General features: G+C 64.5%; 15 protein-coding genes. 11 read left to right on the plus strand and 4 right to left on the minus strand.

The window, feature by feature from the left end; translation table 11 throughout:
• Positions 1-238 precede the first annotated feature (238 nt).
• The 3 genes from C7451_RS05095 to C7451_RS05105 are packed head-to-tail and all read left to right on the plus strand — an operon-like array spanning position 239 to position 3921.
• Positions 239-1033: a lytic transglycosylase domain-containing protein gene (locus tag C7451_RS05095; protein WP_110297874.1), complete on the plus strand. Its 795-nt coding sequence runs from the start codon at positions 239-241 to the stop codon at positions 1031-1033.
• 5 nt (positions 1034-1038) lie between these two features.
• Positions 1039-3150 carry a flagellar biosynthesis protein FlhA gene (gene flhA / locus C7451_RS05100; protein ID WP_110297875.1) on the plus strand — a complete coding sequence of 704 codons (2112 nt, stop codon included), beginning with the start codon at positions 1039-1041 and terminating at the stop codon, positions 3148-3150.
• A gap of 45 nt (positions 3151-3195) precedes the next feature.
• On the plus strand, positions 3196-3921 hold the full coding sequence (locus tag C7451_RS05105) for a sigma-70 family RNA polymerase sigma factor (protein WP_110297876.1): 726 nt from the start codon (positions 3196-3198) through the stop codon (positions 3919-3921).
• A 177-nt stretch (positions 3922-4098) separates the two neighbouring features.
• Here the strand turns inward: C7451_RS05105 and C7451_RS05110 are convergent, their stop codons facing one another.
• The 4 genes from C7451_RS05110 to C7451_RS05125 form a co-directional block, all read right to left on the minus strand.
• Positions 4099-4947 carry a flagellin N-terminal helical domain-containing protein gene (locus C7451_RS05110; protein WP_110297877.1) on the minus strand — a complete coding sequence of 283 codons (849 nt, stop codon included), beginning with the start codon at positions 4945-4947 and terminating at the stop codon, positions 4099-4101.
• Between the two features lie 159 nt (positions 4948-5106).
• Positions 5107-5925, minus strand: a complete 819-nt coding sequence (locus C7451_RS05115; RefSeq protein ID WP_110297878.1) for a flagellin N-terminal helical domain-containing protein — start codon at positions 5923-5925, stop codon at positions 5107-5109.
• A 158-nt stretch (positions 5926-6083) separates the two neighbouring features.
• Positions 6084-6899 (minus strand): flagellin N-terminal helical domain-containing protein, encoded by an 816-nt coding sequence (locus C7451_RS05120; protein ID WP_110297879.1) that lies wholly within the window; start codon positions 6897-6899, stop codon positions 6084-6086.
• Positions 6900-7050: 151 nt separating this feature from the next.
• Positions 7051-7884: a flagellin N-terminal helical domain-containing protein gene (locus tag C7451_RS05125; protein ID WP_110297880.1), complete on the minus strand. Its 834-nt coding sequence runs from the start codon at positions 7882-7884 to the stop codon at positions 7051-7053.
• Positions 7885-8221: 337 nt separating this feature from the next.
• Here C7451_RS05125 and C7451_RS05130 point away from each other — a divergent pair, with 337 nt between their 5' ends.
• From C7451_RS05130 to C7451_RS05165, 8 genes are read left to right on the plus strand one after another with little or no spacing between them, the layout of a single operon-like run.
• Positions 8222-9532 (plus strand): sigma-54 interaction domain-containing protein, encoded by a 1311-nt coding sequence (locus C7451_RS05130; RefSeq protein ID WP_110297881.1) that lies wholly within the window; start codon positions 8222-8224, stop codon positions 9530-9532.
• Between the two features lie 22 nt (positions 9533-9554).
• Positions 9555-9899 carry a flagellar hook-basal body complex protein FliE gene (gene fliE / locus C7451_RS05135; RefSeq protein ID WP_110297882.1) on the plus strand — a complete coding sequence of 115 codons (345 nt, stop codon included), beginning with the start codon at positions 9555-9557 and terminating at the stop codon, positions 9897-9899.
• Positions 9900-9902: 3 nt separating this feature from the next.
• Positions 9903-11678 (plus strand): flagellar basal-body MS-ring/collar protein FliF, encoded by a 1776-nt coding sequence (gene fliF, locus C7451_RS05140; RefSeq protein WP_110297883.1) that lies wholly within the window; start codon positions 9903-9905, stop codon positions 11676-11678.
• Between the two features lie 16 nt (positions 11679-11694).
• On the plus strand, positions 11695-12723 hold the full coding sequence (gene fliG / locus C7451_RS05145; protein WP_244181623.1) for a flagellar motor switch protein FliG: 1029 nt from the start codon (positions 11695-11697) through the stop codon (positions 12721-12723).
• On the plus strand, positions 12716-13396 hold the full coding sequence (locus C7451_RS05150) for a FliH/SctL family protein (protein ID WP_110297885.1): 681 nt from the start codon (positions 12716-12718) through the stop codon (positions 13394-13396). The genes fliG and C7451_RS05150 overlap by 8 nt, the downstream gene beginning before the upstream one ends.
• Complete coding sequence (locus C7451_RS05155; RefSeq protein WP_208625145.1) at positions 13393-14724, plus strand: FliI/YscN family ATPase; 1332 nt, start codon at positions 13393-13395, stop codon at positions 14722-14724. The genes C7451_RS05150 and C7451_RS05155 overlap by 4 nt, the downstream gene beginning before the upstream one ends.
• The gene (locus C7451_RS05160) at positions 14721-15146 is read left to right on the plus strand and encodes a hypothetical protein (protein WP_110297886.1); all 426 of its coding nucleotides are present in this window, start codon (positions 14721-14723) and stop codon (positions 15144-15146) included. Before C7451_RS05155 ends, C7451_RS05160 begins: the two co-directional genes overlap by 4 nt.
• Complete coding sequence (locus C7451_RS05165; protein ID WP_110297887.1) at positions 15143-17239, plus strand: flagellar hook-length control protein FliK; 2097 nt, start codon at positions 15143-15145, stop codon at positions 17237-17239. The genes C7451_RS05160 and C7451_RS05165 overlap by 4 nt, the downstream gene beginning before the upstream one ends.
• The last annotated feature ends 38 nt before the right edge of the window (positions 17240-17277 follow it).

Here is a 17277-nt window from a genome sequence, read left to right on the forward strand (position 1 = left end):
CTCCCCGAAAGACCTCAATTCGGCCCTTCGTCCCTGGCGGACGGGGGGCTTTTTGTTTGCCTGCCGGGTGCAAAGGCCAGCCTCAGCCCTCCACCATCAAGGGGAGGGCTTTCGGGTTGAGCGAGCCTGGCATCGCCAGCATCGCATCCCCATTGCCGCCCGCAAGTGGTAAGCGGCAACATCCCCAAATTGGCACAGCTTTTGCTTTGAACGTCTCCAGTAACTCTGGAGAACCCCTTTGTCCTCGTATCTTGGCAGTGTCGGCAGCAGTGGAGATCGCGTCACTCGCGCGATTGCCGCATCGGCGCGTCGCACCGGCGTGGATTTCGACTATCTCATGGGCCAGGCGCGCATCGAAAGCGGGCTGAACCCTGAAGCCAAGGCCGGCACCTCGTCGGCGACCGGCCTGTACCAGTTCATCGACCAGAGCTGGCTCGGCGTCGTCGAGAAACACGGGTCGAAGCACGGCATGCAATGGGCAGCCAATGCCATCGAGCGCGATGGCCGCGGCCGGTACCGCGTCGCCGATCCGGAAACCCGCCAGTCCATTCTGGCATTGCGCAAGAATCCCGAGATTGCGGCGCTGATGGCGGGCGAATTTGCGTCTGACAATCGCGCCTATCTCGAAAACAGCCTGGGCCGCTCCGCAGCGCCGGTTGACCTGTATCTCGCGCATTTTCTGGGCCCCGAAGGCGCCCGCCAGTTTCTGGCCGCGCATGATGCCAACCCCGATGCCGCGGCAGCGCCGATGTTCGCGCGCGCCGCCGGCGCCAACCGTTCCATCTTCTACGATCGCTCGGGCGCCCCGCGCAGCTTTGCCGAAATTCGCACCCGCTTTGCCGACAAGCTTGGCGGGGCGGCAACGGGCGGCAGCCGCTTGCCGCGCGATGGCAATGACCTGCCGCAGGTTCAGCCTGCCGATTACGTCCGGCTCGCCAGCGCGCGGGCCACCCGACCCGAAATGACCGCGAACCTCAGCGGAAACGACAATGCGCGGCTGGCTTACATGCTGCTCGCCGCGATGGGAGCCTGAACTCGATGACCCCTGCGCCCAGCAAATTTGGCCAATTCCTCAACATGTCGCGCGGCTCGATCCTGCCGCTCGCCACCCTGCTGCTGGTGGTGTTCCTGGTGCTGCCCGTTCCTGCCCTGGTGCTGGATATCGGTTTCATCTTCAACATCATGATCAGCCTTGCCGTGCTGATGGTGGCGCTCAATGTCACCAAGCCGCTCGACTTCTCGAGCTTCCCTACCGTGCTTCTGTTCGCGACATTGCTGCGCCTCGGCCTCAATGTCGCCTCGACCCGCGTCGTGCTGGTGCACGGGCATGAGGGCGGAGCGGCAGCCGGTCATGTCATCGAGGCCTTCGGCAGCCTGCTGATCGGCGGCGACTATGTCGTCGGCATCTTCGTCTTCGCGATCCTGATGATCATCAATCTGGTCGTCATCACCAAGGGCGCGGGCCGCGTGTCCGAAGTGTCCGCCCGCTTCACCCTGGATGCGATGCCCGGCAAGCAGATGGCGATCGACGCCGATCTCAACGCCGGTCTGATGACGCCCGAAGAAGCCAAGGCCCGCCGTGCCGAAGTCGCGACCGAGGCCGATTTCTACGGCTCGATGGACGGTGCGTCGAAGTTCGTTAAGGGCGATGCGGTCGCAGGCGTGCTGATCCTGGTCGTCAATATCGTCGGCGGCATCATCCTGGGCATGGCAAGCCACGGCCTGCCGATCGCCGAAGCTGCATCCAACTACACAATGCTGGCGATCGGCGATGCGCTGGTCGCGCAGGTGCCCGCGCTGCTGCTCTCGATCGCTGCCGCGTCGATCGTGACCCGCGTCAACTCTGCGCAGGACCTGCCTGGCCAGATCTCGGGCCAGTTCGCCATTGCCAAGGCCTGGACGCCGGTCGCGGTAATCCTTGGCATCATGGGCGTGCTGCCCGGCATGCCGCATCTCATCATTCTGCCTGCCGCTGCTGCCGCCGGGTTCATTGCCTGGAAGCTGTCGCGTCCCAAGCCGCCGGTGGTCGAGAATATCGCGCCCCCCGCGCCCGAAAACCCCAATGCCATCGAGTGGGAGGACGTGTCGGACGGCGCGATGCTGGGAATCGATGTCGGCTTCGGCCTGGTTCCCCTGGTCGACGAGCGCCGCGATGCCCCGCTGATGCGCCGCGTCACCGGCATCCGCAAGCAGATCTCCAAGGAACTGGGCTTCGTCATCCCGCTCGTTCGCATCAAGGATGACATGGCGTTGCCCGCCAACAGCTATCGCATCACCATCGGCGGCACGATCGTCGCCGAAGACGAGATCTGGCCCGAGGACCTGCTCGCGCTCGACAGCGGCGACATCGACACGCCGGTCGAAGGCCGCGCCTGCAAGGATCCGACCTTCGGCATGGACGCGGTGTGGATCAGCGCCGACAAGCGCGCCGAAGCCATCGTCGCAGGCTATACCGTGGTCGATGCCGCCACCGTCATGGCGACGCACCTCAACCAGATGGTCCGCCTCAATGCCGCGCAGCTGTTCGGCATGGACGAGACCAAGAAGCTGCTGGAAACGCTCAAGGAAAACTCGCCCCAGCTGGTCGAGAACCTCACCCCGCAACCGCTCTCGCTGTTCACCATCTCTGCGGTCTGCCGCGAGCTGCTGCGCGAAGGCGTGCCGCTCAAGGACTTCCGCCGCATCTGTTCGGCCATGGTCGAGGCGGCGGCCGAAGGCACCACCGTCGCGCAGATCGTCGAGGGTGTGCGCCAGCGGATCGGATCGATCATCATCCAGTCGCTGGTGCCGGTGAACCTGCCGCTGCCGGTCGTCACGCTGGATGCCGAGCTGGAAACGCTGCTTGCCCAGTCGCTGCGCGTCGCGGGAGATGCCGCCTTCCCGATCGAGCCGGGGCTGGCGCAGCGCATCCTGGGCGCCATCGAGCAGGCGGCGCGTCCGCTGATGCTGGAACAGCGCAACTATGCGCTCGTCACCTCGCCCCAGGCGCGCAAGCCGCTGGCCGATCTGCTGCGCCCGCGCTTCCCCGATACGCCGGTGCTCTCGTTCCGCGAGCTGCCCGACGACAAGCCGGTCGAGGTCGTCGCCACCGTTGGCGGGCAGGCGGGATACCGCACGCCCCAGGCCGAACATTCCTTCTCGCGCGGCTGATGCAGACGCCGACCCTGACCATTCTCATGAAGCTGGACACATAACATGCAGCATCTTCCCATCGAGACGATCACCTACGGCCGCAAGCCCGCTGCCGTGCCGCCCGGCAAATTGATCGAGGCGCATCTGCCGCTGGTCCGCAAGCTCGCCTGGCACGTGCGCGGCATGGCGCCCGGCGTGATAGAGATCGAGGACCTGGTCCAGATCGGCATGGTCGCGCTGGTCGAGGCGGCAAACCATTACGAGGACCGTGGCCATGGCTTTGCCACCTATGCCAGCATGCGCATACGCGGCGCGCTGATCGATCATCTGCGCGCGAACAGCAACATGTGCCGATCCGCGATGGATTTCCGCAAGCAGCTGCGCCGGGCGAGCGAGAAGCTGGTGCGCGAGCTGGGCCGCAACCCGACCGAGCAGGAGCTGGCCGCCGCGATGGGCATGGATGCGGCCGATTTCCGCATGCGTTCCGATGCGGCGCAGGACGTGAAGTTCGAATCGATGGACGAGGTCTATTCCGAACATTCGATGTGGTTTGCCGACAGCGAGGAATCGGTCGAGAACCGCCTGGAAGCGGACAATCTCAAGAAGCTGCTCAACGCCAGCATCGGCACGTTGAAGGAGCGCGAGCAGCTGATCCTGCAGCTGCATTATATCGAGGAAATGAACCTCGACGAAATCGGTCTGGTGCTGGGCATTACCGCCGCACGTGTATGCCAGATCAAGAAATCGGCGCTGGAAACGCTGCGCAAGCGGTTGGCCAGTTCCCGCTGATCCTGGCTTTGCCCTCGCCCGGTGAAGGGGAGAGGGCGATCTGACGGCCGACACGAAAAACCCCCTTCCCGCCATGCGGAAAGGGGGTTGATCGAATATCAGCTCAGGCCATTGAGTTGTCGGTAACGGCCGTTGCGTCAGCCATTACGGCTGAACCGGATATCGGTTCCTGATCATTTAACGGATCAGGCTCAAGACGCCTTGCTGGCTCTGGTTGGCCTGGGCGAGCATCGCGGTGGATGCCTGGCTCAGGATCTGCGAGCGCGCAAGATTGGTCGATTCCTCCGAGAAGTTGGCGTCCTGGATACGGGAGCGCGCTTCCGAAAGGTTGGTCGAACGGTTGACCAGGCTGGAGACGGTAGCTTGCAGACGGTTCTGGCTGGCACCGAGATTTGCCTGAGCAGTGGTCAGGATGCCAAGCGCATTGTCCAGGGCAGTAAGCGCATTGCTCGCTGCAGTGGCATCGTCGATGTCGAGAAGGGTAGGCGTTGCGCTAACCGCCAGGCCCAGGCCGACCGTGGTGACGTTCGCGGTTGCGACCTCGACGGTTTCACCGGAGCCGACACCGGTCTGGATGGCAATGGTCGGTGCTGGCGTCGGGGTCTGCGGCACGTTGAGCAGCGAGACACCGTTGAACGTGGTACGCGACGCGACATCATTGACCTGCCCCATCAGCGCGGTGACTTCCGCCTGCAGGTTGGTACGGTCGCTCGATCCCAGCGTGCCCGACGCCGACTGAACGGCCAGTTCGCGCATGCGCTGCACCATGTTGACGATTTCGTTCATGCCGCCTTCGGCGGTCTGAACCAGCGAGATCCCGTCATTCGCATTGCGGACGGCCTGGTTGAGGCCGCGGATCTGCGAGGTCATGCGGGTGGCAATCGCATTGCCAGCGGCATCATCGGCCGCCGAGTTGATGCGCTTGCCGGTAGACAGGCGGTCAATGGACTTCGACAGGCTTGCCTGAGCCGTAGTCGAAGCGTTTGCAGCCCGTAGGGCTGAAACGTTCGTTCCAATAACGGTCATGGTTGGTTCCTTTCACTTCTTCCCTTCGATCATCCCTCTTCCAAGGACGATCTCGAGAACGTTGACGGGCGGGCTGACGGGCGATTAAGCGAAAACCGTCAAATTTCTGGCGAGAGCGTCATTTTGTTGACGGCCCCAGCGTCAGCCCGCCTTCATTCCTTACCGGATGAGGCTCAGCACACCCTGCTGGCTCTGGTTCGCCTGGGCGAGCATCGCGGTCGATGCCTGGCTCAGGATCTGCGAGCGAGCGAGGTTGGTCGACTCTTCCGAGAAATTGGCGTCCTGAATGCGCGAGCGCGCTTCCGACAGGTTGGTCGCACGATTGACCAGGCTGGAGACGGTGGCCTGCAGACGGTTCTGGCTGGCACCGAGATTCGCCTGATTGGTGGTCAGCGTTCCAAGTGCGGTATCCAGAGTGGTCAACGCAGTGCTGGCCGTGGATGCATCCGCGATGGAGAGTGAGCCAAGGCCAAGGCCAGTAGCGGTCACGTTGAATGTCTGGACATCAACCGTTTCGCTTGCCGCCGTGCCGGTCTGGATGGCGATCGGCGTCGGAGTTGCAACGTTCAACAGGCTCACGCCATTGAACGTGGTACGGTCAGCCACATTGGTAATCTGGGTTGTCAGTGCGGTGACTTCCGCTTGCAGATTGGTACGATCATTGGTGCCGAGCGTGCCCGAGGCCGATTGCACGGCCAGCTCGCGAATGCGCTGCACCATGTTGACGATTTCGTTGAGGCCGCCTTCAGCGGTCTGCACCAGCGAGATACCGTCATTGGCATTGCGGGTGGCCTGGTTGAGACCGCGGATCTGCGAGGTCATGCGGGTAGCGATGGCATTGCCGGCCGCGTCGTCTGCTGCCGAGTTGATGCGCTTGCCGGTCGACAGGCGGTCGATCGACTTCGACAGGCTCATCTGGGCCGTGGTCGAGGCGTTGGCCGCCCGAAGCGCGGAAACGTTGGTTCCGATAACAGTCATTTGTACATCCTTTCACTTCTTCCCTGTGGCCACCCCGCAAAGGGGTGGCCTCAAGCTTGTTGACGGTCGGGCTGACGGTGGATTAAGCAAAAAGCGTCAAAATAATGTCGGACCCGTCAGGTAATTGACGGTCGCTTCGTCGACCTAGCCCCCGGCGCTTATCGGATGAGGCTCAGCACACCCTGCTGGCTCTGGTTGGCCTGGGCGAGCATTGCCGTCGACGCCTGGCTCAGGATCTGCGAGCGAGCAAGGTTGGTCGATTCTTCCGAGAAGTTGGCGTCCTGAATGCGCGAGCGCGCTTCGGACAGGTTGGTCGCACGGTTGACCAGGCTCGATACGGTTGCCTGCAGGCGGTTTTGGCTGGCACCGAGGTTCGCCTGTGCGGTGGTCAGCGTACCGAGTGCGGTATCGAGCAGACCCAACGCGGTGCCTGCACCAGCGGCGGTATCGATATTGACTGCGGCAATCGTGAGGCCGGCTGCCGTTACGTTCGAGGTCGGGACTTCAACGGTCTCGCCCGAATTGGTGCCTGTCTGGATAGCGATCGGCGGGGTCGCAACGTTCAGCAGGGCAACACCGTTGAAGGTCGTGCGGTTTGCTACGTCGTTAACCTGACCGATCAGGGCGCTGACTTCCGCCTGCAAGTTGGTACGGTCGCTCGATCCTAGCGTGCCCGAAGCCGACTGAACGGCCAGTTCGCGCATACGCTGCACCATGTTGACGATTTCGTTCATGCCGCCTTCGGCGGTCTGAACCAGCGAGATCCCGTCATTCGCGTTGCGAACGGCCTGGTTCAGGCCACGGATCTGCGAGGTCATGCGGGTGGCAATGGCATTGCCAGCGGCATCGTCGGCAGCGGAGTTGATCCGCTTGCCGGTGGAAAGGCGGTCGATCGACTTCGACAGGCTCATCTGGGCCGAGGTCGAAGCATTGGCAGCGCGAAGCGCCGATACATTGGTTCCGATAACAGTCATCTCATATTCCTTTCGATGGTCGCTCGGTCCCTCCTAAGCGGCCTCGAATGGAATTAACGGCGGTGAATGACGGGCTTTAAGTCAAAATCTGACCAGAGTTTTGACGCCCGTCATTTTCCCGACGATGCTGTTATCAGTTTCACTTCCGGATTTAGCCCCGGATCAGGCTGAGCACGCCCTGCTGGCTCTGGTTGGCCTGGGCCAGCATCGCGGTCGATGCCTGGCTCAGGATCTGGGCCTTGGCGAGGTTGGTCGATTCCTCGGAGAAGTTGGCGTCCTGAATGCGCGAGCGGGCTTCCGACAGGTTGGTCGCGCGGTTGATCAGGCTCGACACGGTGGCCTGCAGGCGGTTCTGGTTGGCGCCAAGCCGGGCCTGCAGCGTGGTGATGTTGTTGAGCGCGGTGTCCAGCAGACCCAGGGCGGTGCCGGCGCCAGCAGCGGTGCCGATATCGACGGTGGCGATGCCAAGGCCGGTCGGGGTGACGTTGGCGGTCGCGATTTCCACGATTTCGCCCGAACCCACGCCGGTCTGGATCGAAATGGTCGGTGCGGGTGCCGGCGTCTGCGGTACATCGAGCAGCTGGACGCCGTTGAAGGTCGTCTTGGTCGCGACTTCGTCGACCTGAAGGCGCAGCGCGGCAACTTCCGCCTGCAGGTTGGTGCGGTCCTGGTCGCTCAGCGTGCCCGAAGCCGACTGCACGGCCAGTTCACGCATACGCTGTACCATGTTGATGATCTCGTTCATGCCGCCTTCTGCGGTCTGCACCAGCGAGATCCCGTCATTCGCGTTGCGGACGGCCTGGTTGAGACCGCGGATCAGCGAGGTCATGCGGGTGGCAATCGCGTTGCCGGCGGCATCGTCAGCAGCCGAATTGATGCGCTTGCCGGTCGAAAGGCGGTCGATCGCCTTCGACAGCATGGACTGGGCGGCGGTCGAAGCGTTTGCGGCTCGGATAGCCGGGACGTTGGTTCCAATAACAGTCATCAGTCTTTCCTTTGCTACGTCAGGTAAGCAGTCCGCTGGCATCGGTCGGTCAGCGGCCTCGACATGGTTAACGGCGCAGTTGGGAAGCGATTAAGAAGTTTTCACACACCTTTCGAGTTGGTTGTCATTTCGCCGACAGGCGTCAATTTTCCGACGCTTCGGCACGGCAAAACCCGTCAAATTTTTGGCGGTGACGGCGGGCCTTATATATATAGGGGGGTGTAAGCGGCCATTTTCTGCCGTTTTCCCGATTTGGCACGGCGATTGCTTTGTCTGGATGAGCGGGGGCTCGCTTTAACGGCTGCCCCGGCGATCCATTAAGTCGGGGGACTGAAAAATGATCGAATGCACAATCAGCGAGGCGGTTCGTGAAAATCTGCCCATGCTGGAAAGCTGGCTCGCATCGGCCTGGATCAAGCCGGTTGCAGCAGGTGCCGCCGCCCAAAGCCCCAAGGTGCTGATGGCCGCAGAGATCGCATCGGCCAGCCATCGTGACATTCTCGTCGACTTCCGCGACGGCGCACCGTCGCTCGTCCGCGCCGCCAATGGCCTGCCTGCCCGCATCGCCTTCGGCTTTGAAGATATGGCGCTGGGCCTGGCTCTGGTGGCGGAACTGCTGCGCGCCGGACGCGGCCCCGCCGTCGGCGAACCCGCGATGGCCAAGCTGATGGGCTATGCAGCCCGCATCGCCCGCAGCGAGGCGGCCGTGCTGATCCAGGGTGAAACCGGCACCGGCAAGGAAGGCATGGCCCGTCTGGTGCATGATGAAAGTCCGCGCGCCAAGGGACCGTTCATCGCGGTCAACTGCGCCGCCTTGCCCGAAACCATGGTCGAGGCCATCCTGTTCGGCCACAAGAAGGGCGCCTTTACCGGCGCATCGGCCGATGGCGAAGGCCTGTTCCGCGCTGCGGACGGCGGCACGCTGTTCCTCGACGAGATCACCGAGCTGCCGCTGGCGCTCCAGGCCAAGCTGCTGCGCGCGCTGCAGGAAGGCGAAGTCCTGCCCGTCGGCGAAACCCGCGCGGTCAAGGTCGATGTCCGCATCGTCACTGCCGCGAACCGCGATGCCGCAGCCCTGGTCGCTGCCGGCGAGTTCCGCGAAGACTTGTACTGGCGCCTCAACGTGATGCCGATCGCACTCCCCCGCCTTGCCGATCGCCGTCAGGATGTCCGCGCCATCGCGGCTGCCATGCTGCTGCGCATGCAGAATGCAGGCGACGACTTTGCCTGGCTGAGCGCCGGTGCCCTTGAAACGCTACAGGCGCATAGCTGGCCGGGCAATGCCCGCGAGCTGGGCAATGTGCTGCAGCGTGCGCTGGTGCTGCGCGAGGGCGATTGCATCGAGGCCGAGGATCTGGGTCTCGCCCCGGTTCGCGCCTTTGCTGCCGCGCCCGTCCAGCCGGTCGAAGCCCCGCAGCCCGTGATCAGCAGCCCCCGCGCCGATCCCGTGCCTGCTGCAGGGTCGGTCCGACTGATGCGCGGCAGCGATCTGCACAGCCTGTCGCGCGCGGTCGAGCATGACGCGATCCAGCGCGCGCTTGACGAGAATGGCGGCAACCGCCGCGAAACCGCCAAGATGCTCGGCATCTCGGAACGCACCCTGCGCTACCGCCTCGCCAATATGCGCGAGCTGGCCGCAGCCGCCTGATTGATAACGGGAAGCAACACGCATGAGCACCAATATCAGCAGTTCCATCATGGCCGCGCGCAACGCCATTCTCCAGCAGAACAGCGCGCTCCAGCAGATCAGCAAGAAATCGCCGATGCTGGGCACAGAGCCGACCGAGACGAATTCGGACGGCTTTTCGGGCACGCTCAAGACTGCGCTCGATCAGGTCAATCAGGTGCAGCATGTCTCTTCGCAGGCCGCAACCGCCTATGAAATGGGCCAGACCACCGACATCGCAGCGGTGATGATGGCCAAGCAGAAGGCGTCGATCGGTTTCGAAGCGACGCTGCAGGTCCGTAACAAATTGCTGTCCGCCTATCAGGACATCATGAACATGCCGGTGTAATCCATGTCCGATATCACCATCACCCCGAATTCGGTCGACGGTTCCGCCCCCGCCGTGATCCCCGGAACCCCCGGAACTGGCGCCGGCGCTTCGGCGCGCGTGCTGAACGGCACCGCCATCCCGGCGCAGGTCCGCAACTTCATGAGCCAGCCCGCCGTCGCCAAGGCTATGCCGCTGGTCGGCTTCATGGGTGTCGTGTTGCTATCGGTGCTGGCCTGGGCCGCCTTGCGCGAACCGCCGCAGCGCGATCTGTTTCGCGGACTTCCCGACAGCGACAAGGCTGCGGTCATCTCGGCGCTCGACAGTTCGACCATTCCATACAGCTTCGAGGAAAGCTCGGGCACGATCATGGTGTCCGAAGAGGACTATCACAAGGCGAAGATCGCGCTGGCCGCGCAGGGCCTGCCCAAGAGCGCACCGAGCGGCGACGAGCTGATCTCCGCGATGCCGATGGGTGCCAGCCGTGCGGTCGAGAATGAAAAGCTTCGCGCCGCGCGCGAACTGGACCTGGCGCGCAGCATCGAAGCGATGGAATCGGTCGTCTCGGCGCGTGTGCACCTTGCGGTCGAGCTGCCCAGCGTGTTCATCCGCGACCGCAACGAACCCGCCGCGTCTGTCGTGCTGCAGCTCGCCAATGCCGGTCGCCTTCCTGAATCGCAGGTGCAGGCAATCGTCCATCTGGTTGCCAGCTCGGTCCCCGGTCTGTCTGCCGACAATGTCTCGGTGGTCGATCAGAACGGCCGCCTGCTCTCTGGCGATGGCAAGGCCGGGATGAACGGCGTCGAACAGCAGATCGAGATGAAGGAGGCGATCGAGGAACGCTATCGCCGGCAGCTCAACGCGCTGCTGACCCCGGTCCTGGGTGCCGGCAATTTCGTCGCCGAAGTTTCGACCGAGATCAACATGACCGAGCGTCAGGCGACGACCGAAAGCTTCCCCGCCGATGAGGCACGGGTGAAGAGCGAGCAGACGATGATCTCGACCGAAGCCAATCCTGCGCCTGCAGGCGGTGTTCCCGGTGCGATCGCCAACCAGCCCCCCGCCGACCCGAATCTGACGCCCGAAGCCGGCGCACAGCTTCAGGGTCAGGAGGCCGCAGCCGGCGGCGCCGTCACCACCCGCAACGAGCAGACCAACCGCAATTTCGAGTTGGGCCGCCAGATCGCCGTGACCAAGGAGCCTTCGGGCAAGGTCACCCGCATCTCGGTCGCCGTCGCGGTCAAGAACCTGCCCGGTGGCAAGGAGCGCAGCGCCCAGGAAATCGCCGCGATCGAGGCACTGGTGAAGGGCGCGATCGGTTTCGATACCGCACGCGGCGACCAGGTCGCCATCTCGTCGCGGAATTTCGAGCCGGTCAAGGAAATCGAAGAGCCGTTCTACGAGGCAAGCTGGTTCAACATGGTGGTGCGCAACGTTTCTGCGCTGCTGGTTGCGCTGGCGCTTATCTTCGGCATCGGCCGCCCGCTGCTGAAGCGCTACACCCGCCAGAAGGCCGATGAAAAGGCTGCAGCCGAAGCGGCCAAGGCGGCAGAGACCGGTGCACTGCTGACCCAGGCGCTCGCCAATGAAGGCAAGGATGGCAATGGCGGCGCGGCCGCTCGTCCTCCCAAGGAGAACGAGCCTGTAACGCTCGACATGATCAACGCCGCTTCGACCTATCAGGAACGTGCGCTGCTGATCCAGAATTTCGTCCGCCAGAATCCTGATCATGCCACGCTGGTGGTCCGCGAACTGCTGAAGGGCAATGCGGATGCCGGCAAGGAGCCCGCCAATGCCTGATGCAACCGACACCGTGATGGAAGACGGCGCCGCTGCCCCCGAAGGTCGCCGCCCGATCCCCGGCCAGCAGGCCGCTGCCATCCTGATGCTGCTTTTCTCCGAGGAACAGGCTGCGGAAATCCTCACTCGGCTGGAGCCGGAGGAAGTCCGCCAGCTCAGCGAGATGATGTATACCGTCGCCGATATCGGCGCCGAGGACATCAACGAGGTGCTGGACATGTTCATCGACAAGGCCCGCAACCGCACCATGCTGGGGTACAAGGCCGAAGTGCAGATCGAGGGCATGCTCAAGCGCGCGCTGGGTGACCGCCGGGCCGAGACCATGCTCACCAAGATCGCCCCGAAAAAGCCCGGTGGCGGTATCGAGGCCCTCAAGTGGATGGACCCGGTGGAGATCGCGCTGCTGGTGGAGCACGAGCATCCCCAGATCGCAGCCGTGGTCCTGTCCTTCCTGAAGCCCGAAGTCGCTGCCAATGTGCTGCAGCTCCTTCCGCCTGAAGCGCAGGAGGACGTTGTCTTCCGCCTCGCGACGCTGGGTCCGGTCAGTCAGGATGCGATCGAGACGATCGAGGCGCTGCTTGTCAGCCAGGGCGCGACATCGCGCGGTGGCGGCGGATCGTCTTCGTCGGGCGGCACGTCCGATGCGGCGGCGATCATGAACATCATCAACAAGCGCGAAAGCCAGCGCATCATCAAGGCGGTAACCAAGCGCGACAAGGATATTGCCCGGCGCATCGAGGACGAGATGTTCGTCTTTGCCGATCTTATCCGGCTGGATGCCAAGGATCTGGGAACGCTGGTCCGCTCGATCGAATCCAAGCTGCTGGTGCCTGCGCTCAAGGGCGCGGAAGACAAGCTGCGCGACAAGATGTTCGGTTGCATGTCGAGCCGTGCCGCGCAGTCGATCGCCGACGAAATCGCCGATCGTGGCCCAATGCCGATGTCCGAAGTCATCGAGGCGCAGCGTGCGGTCGTTCAGGCGGCCAAGCGCATGGCCGATGCCGGCGATATCGTGATCGGTGGCGGAGGCGACGAATATGTCTGATCGCCCGATCTCGATCACGCCGGCCGGGGAAGCGCAGTTTCTGCCCGTTTGGCAGATGCAGGCCTCGGCCAGCGCCTTCCGCCCGTCGCCGATCTTCGCGTCGATGGAAGAATTTGCCAGCGCCGACGATCAGCCTGCGCCTCTGGATTTCGGCGACGAGGATGATTTCGCCGCTGATCTGCTGGTCGACGAGGGCCCGAGCCAGGAAGAGCTTCTGGTCCAGGCCTATGACCAGGGCGTCGCCGACGGAATCGCGCAGGCTCAGGCGGAAATGCAGGCCAGCGAGGGCGCGACCGAGGCCCTGGCCAGGGCGATCACCGCCTTGCGCCCGCAACTCTCGCAGGGCCTGTGCACCATGCTGCTCCACGCGATGAAGCAGATGCTGGAGCGCTCGAGCGGCTTTGCCGAGCCCGATGCCGCCGTCCTGGAGAAGCATTGCCGGTCACTCGCGACCCTGGTCACGCGCGACATGCGCGGCAGCGCGCTGCACCTGCACCCCGATGACCTGAAACTGCTCGGCGATGCCGAATGCGGTCTGGTGCTCACCGCCGATCCATCGATCCGCCGGGGGACGGTCTCGCTCAATCATGCCGATGGCTGGATCGAGCAGGGAACGCAGCCGATGCTCGATGCCCTGCAGGGCCTGATCGACGATCTGGAGGGCGACCAGTGATCGCCGCACAGGAAGAGGCTGTCCGCCAGTTTACCGACAAGATTGCCGCGCTCGAGGCAGGCCCCCGCCGCGTTGGCCGTCTCGTCGCGCATGAAGGCGGGATGCTCGAAGTCACCGGTTTCGACTATCCGATCGGCTATGGCGGCTCGGTCCGCGCTGCCGATGGCCGCCGGATCCGCGCCGAGATTGCCGGTTTTCGCGGATCGCGCGCAATGATGGTGCCGCTGGAAAGTGATGCCGCCTTGCGCAGCGGGGCGCGGGTGGAACCCGATGCCCAGGCGAACATGGCCGTTGTCGGCGATGCGCTGCTCGGCCGGATCATCGGCCCGATGGGCGAACCGCTGGACGGGCTGGGTCCGATCATCGCGCATGATCGCTGGCCGCTGGCCGGCAAGCGCGAGAACGTGCTCAACCGGGGGCGCGTTACCAAGACCATCGATCTCGGCGTGCGCGCGATCAACGCGCTGCTCACCGCAGGCCATGGCCAGCGCATCGCGGTGGCTGCAGGCTCGGGCGTCGGCAAATCGGTTCTCATCGGCCAGATCATCGGCTTTGCTGAAGCCGACGTCATCGTCGTCGGGCTGATCGGCGAGCGCGGCCGCGAAGTCAGCGATTTCGTCGAGACCAAGATGTCAGGCCCGATGAAGTCGCGCACCGTGACCGTCGCTGTCCCGGCGGACCACAGTCCGATCCTCCGCCTGCGCGCCGCGTTTCGCGCGACCGCGATCGCCGAATATTTCCGCAAGCAGGGCAAGAAGGTGCTGCTGATCATCGACAGCCTGACCCGCGTCGCGCATGCGCAGCGCGAGATCGGGCTGGCGCTGGGCGAGCCGCCGACGATGAAGGGCTATCCCCCTTCCGCGCTGGCGCTGATCCCCAAGCTGGTCGAGCGCGCGGGCAACGACAAGGAAAGCGGCGGATCGATCACCGCGCTCTACACGGTGCTGGCCGATGGCGACGATCTCGATGACCCCGTGGTCGATGGCGCGCGTGCGATCGTCGACGGCCATATCATCCTGTCGCGCTCGATGGCCGAGCAGGGCATCTTCCCCGCGATCGACATCGGCAAGTCGCTGAGCCGCGTCGCGACCGACATCATCAGCGACGAGCACCGCCGTGCGATGGCCAATTTCCGCCGCATCTGGTCGGCCTATGAGGAAAATCGCGACCTGCTGCTGATGGGCGCGTATCGCGAGGGTTCGGACGCCAATATCGACGAGGCAGTGGGGCGCAGGCCCGACCTGCTGGCGTTCATCCGCCAGGGGCCGCACGACCGGATCGATCTCGACGAGAGCGTCGCTGAACTGCTGCAGAGCTTCGGGGCATGAGCCTGAAGCCCAAATCCTGGAAGCGGGTGCACGCGGTGCGCGAGGCGCAAGTCAAGCTCGCCATCGGCGCAGCGGCCGCCGCGCAGCGCAACGAGGCGACCCTGCAGAACAATGCCGAGCGGCTGAAGCGCTTGCGCGACAGTGCGTTCGATGCCGGCCATTGCCAGGATGGTGCGGCCTTGCACGCCCAACTCGAACTCGCCCAGCGGCTGATCCGCGCCGATGGCGAGATCGCCGTCGCGCTCGGGCGGGCGCGGCAACAGCTTGCCCAGGCAGAGCGGCAACGCACTGCCGCCTATATTGACCGAGAAACGACATCAAAGCTGCTGGGCAGAGCCATTGCAGCGGCGGACGAGACCGCCGAACGCAAGGCCGCACGCCTGCCGCTCAAGAGAAAATACCCCAAGGAGGCAGAGGAATGAGCCAGGACATGATGCAGGCCCTTTCAGGGTCGTCGCTGCTTTCGCTTTCAGTTGGCACGCTTCCTGCTTCGAAAGGGGGCATGAACCTCGACGCCAACCCCTTTGCCAGCCAGCTGGCGCTGATGACCGGAACGGACGCAGCCGCCTCGGGCATGGCCGTGCCTGTCGCGGTCGTACAGGGGACGGATGAGGGGGCCTTTGCCGCGACGCTGGATGACATGGCCGGACCTGCAGGGGATACCGTTTCTGCTGGTGATGTTGCCGTGCCTGCCTTGCCGCAGACCGCCAGGCTGCCCGCGACGCCGGAAGCGCCGATCGTTGCTGCTCTGCCCGAAGAGGCCAGCACCCTGCAGCTGATCGAGGCCGCTCTGACCGGTGCTGCCACCATCAACCAGGACACCCGCGCGCCGCAAATGGCCGCTCTTCCGGAACAGGAGGCAGCACTGACAGTTCAGCCGTTGCCGCATGCGGCCAATGTTCCACATCTCAGGAACCTGATCCGCGCCGATGCCGCAATGCCGGTCCGCGTGACGCTGAACGGCGAGACAGATACTGCCGATGCGGAACCCGTCAGCCCCGATGCCGCGAACCCGCGCATCCGGCTGCGTGGTGAAGACACCGCCTTGCCCGTCGAGGTGCCGGTTGCGCCCTCCGCGCCGGTGATCATCGCGCCGCTGCCCAGCCCGGCCCAGCGTCCCGACGCTCCGGTGACCGATCTGGGCAGCACCCGCATTCTTGCCGAGGCAGCGCCCGAAGCTTCGCGCCCGGCTGCACCTGCACCGATCGTTGCCGCACCGAGCCGGACGGTCGCCCCAGCAGTGCCGAACCTTTCGCCCGCTGACGACAAGTCGCTTCAGGTGGATGGCGCACCCGCTTTCGAGACTGCTCCGATGCCGGCCGAGGCTGGACAGGCGCGCAAGACCCGCGAGGTAGAGACCACAGCCGAGCCGACGCTGCCCGCCACCACGATGGCTTCGCCTGCCGTGCCCGCTGCGCCTGCGCCCGTGGTAGCGGAAGCATCTGATGCCCGGACGCCGGCTGCTCCCGTTTCTCCGACGATGCCGCGCGCCCAGAACCTGTCTTCATCCGCCCAGAATGCCGATTCGAAGGGGACCAGCGCGCCAATGGACAGCGCAAAGGTAGTCGATCCGTCGACCTTTGCCGAGGCCGGACCCGTCGCGCAGCCCGCATCGCCGCTGCCGTTGAACGAGAACAGGGCGCAGGCTGCCGTTCAGCCCCCGGCGCGCGCAGAAGTCCTGCAGCAGCCAGCTTCGACCGAGGCTGGTGACGCAGCCGAAGCCGCTATCGGGGTGATGACCTCTGCAACCCGAAGCCAGACCGTGACGCCCGGTGCACGCACGTCGACACCTGCAGCGTCGCGCGCGCCGATCAGTGCGACCGCCCGCCGCACGATCGATACCGCCATCCAGTCCCCGCGTCCGGCCGAAGCCCTTTCTACCCTTTTCGACCTCGCCGATCCGACGTTGCAGCCAGCGGCCAGCAGCCTGAATGTCGAGCAGGGCGTGGGCCTATCGATCGACGCCGTGCCACCCGCCTGGGCCGCCGCGCTCAACGCGGTCAATTCGCAGGTCCAGCAGCCCGGCAACGTCGCCGCTGCGCAGGCCACGGGTCCGGCACAGGTTCCGCTGCACTCGCTCGCCTTTGATGCAGGCTTTGTCGCGGGGATCGAAAGCCAGATCGCCAAGCTGGCAGATGGCGGCCAGATGGTGAAGATTCAGGTGATGCCCGAGCATCTCGGCCGCATCGATATCGAGATGCTGGCCGGCCCCGATCGTGACCAGGTGCGCATCGTGACCGAGCATGATGCCGTGCGCGATACCCTGATCAATTCGCAGCAGCGGCTTGAACAGGACCTGCGCAACAGCGGCCAGCGCAATACCGAAGTGACCGTGGAACTGCGCCAGCAGTCGCCCGGCACGCAGAACGGATCGGCACAGCAGCAGCAGCGCGGCCAGTCAGGCGCGGAAAGCGCCCCGGCCCGCGAGGCTGCCCAGCGCCAGGCACCGGCTGATACAGCTGCCGATGCGGCGCCGGTCCAGCGCCGCCCGCGCGGCAATGTCCGTTACGCATGAACTTTTGCCCGAATTTTCTGACGCATGAAATTCTCTTG

The organism is Blastomonas natatoria (assembly GCF_003201955.1).
GTDB classification, from domain to species: Bacteria; Pseudomonadota; Alphaproteobacteria; order Sphingomonadales; family Sphingomonadaceae; genus Blastomonas; species Blastomonas natatoria.

Bases quoted from the DNA above. Each gene is read 5' to 3' on its own strand.
- flhA (WP_110297875.1), top strand. From the start codon at position 1,039: ATGACCCCTGCGCCCAGCAAATTTGGCCAATTCCTCAACATGTCGCGC.
- C7451_RS05105 (WP_110297876.1), top strand. From the start codon at position 3,196: ATGCAGCATCTTCCCATCGAGACGATCACCTACGGCCGCAAGCCCGCT.
- C7451_RS05110 (WP_110297877.1), bottom strand. From the start codon at position 4,947: ATGACCGTTATTGGAACGAACGTTTCAGCCCTACGGGCTGCAAACGCT.
- C7451_RS05115 (WP_110297878.1), bottom strand. From the start codon at position 5,925: ATGACTGTTATCGGAACCAACGTTTCCGCGCTTCGGGCGGCCAACGCC.
- C7451_RS05120 (WP_110297879.1), bottom strand. From the start codon at position 6,899: ATGACTGTTATCGGAACCAATGTATCGGCGCTTCGCGCTGCCAATGCT.
- C7451_RS05125 (WP_110297880.1), bottom strand. From the start codon at position 7,884: ATGACTGTTATTGGAACCAACGTCCCGGCTATCCGAGCCGCAAACGCT.
- C7451_RS05130 (WP_110297881.1), top strand. From the start codon at position 8,222: ATGATCGAATGCACAATCAGCGAGGCGGTTCGTGAAAATCTGCCCATG.
- fliE (WP_110297882.1), top strand. From the start codon at position 9,555: ATGAGCACCAATATCAGCAGTTCCATCATGGCCGCGCGCAACGCCATT.
- fliF (WP_110297883.1), top strand. From the start codon at position 9,903: ATGTCCGATATCACCATCACCCCGAATTCGGTCGACGGTTCCGCCCCC.
- fliG (WP_244181623.1), top strand. From the start codon at position 11,695: ATGGAAGACGGCGCCGCTGCCCCCGAAGGTCGCCGCCCGATCCCCGGC.
- C7451_RS05150 (WP_110297885.1), top strand. From the start codon at position 12,716: ATGTCTGATCGCCCGATCTCGATCACGCCGGCCGGGGAAGCGCAGTTT.
- C7451_RS05160 (WP_110297886.1), top strand. From the start codon at position 14,721: ATGAGCCTGAAGCCCAAATCCTGGAAGCGGGTGCACGCGGTGCGCGAG.
- C7451_RS05165 (WP_110297887.1), top strand. From the start codon at position 15,143: ATGAGCCAGGACATGATGCAGGCCCTTTCAGGGTCGTCGCTGCTTTCG.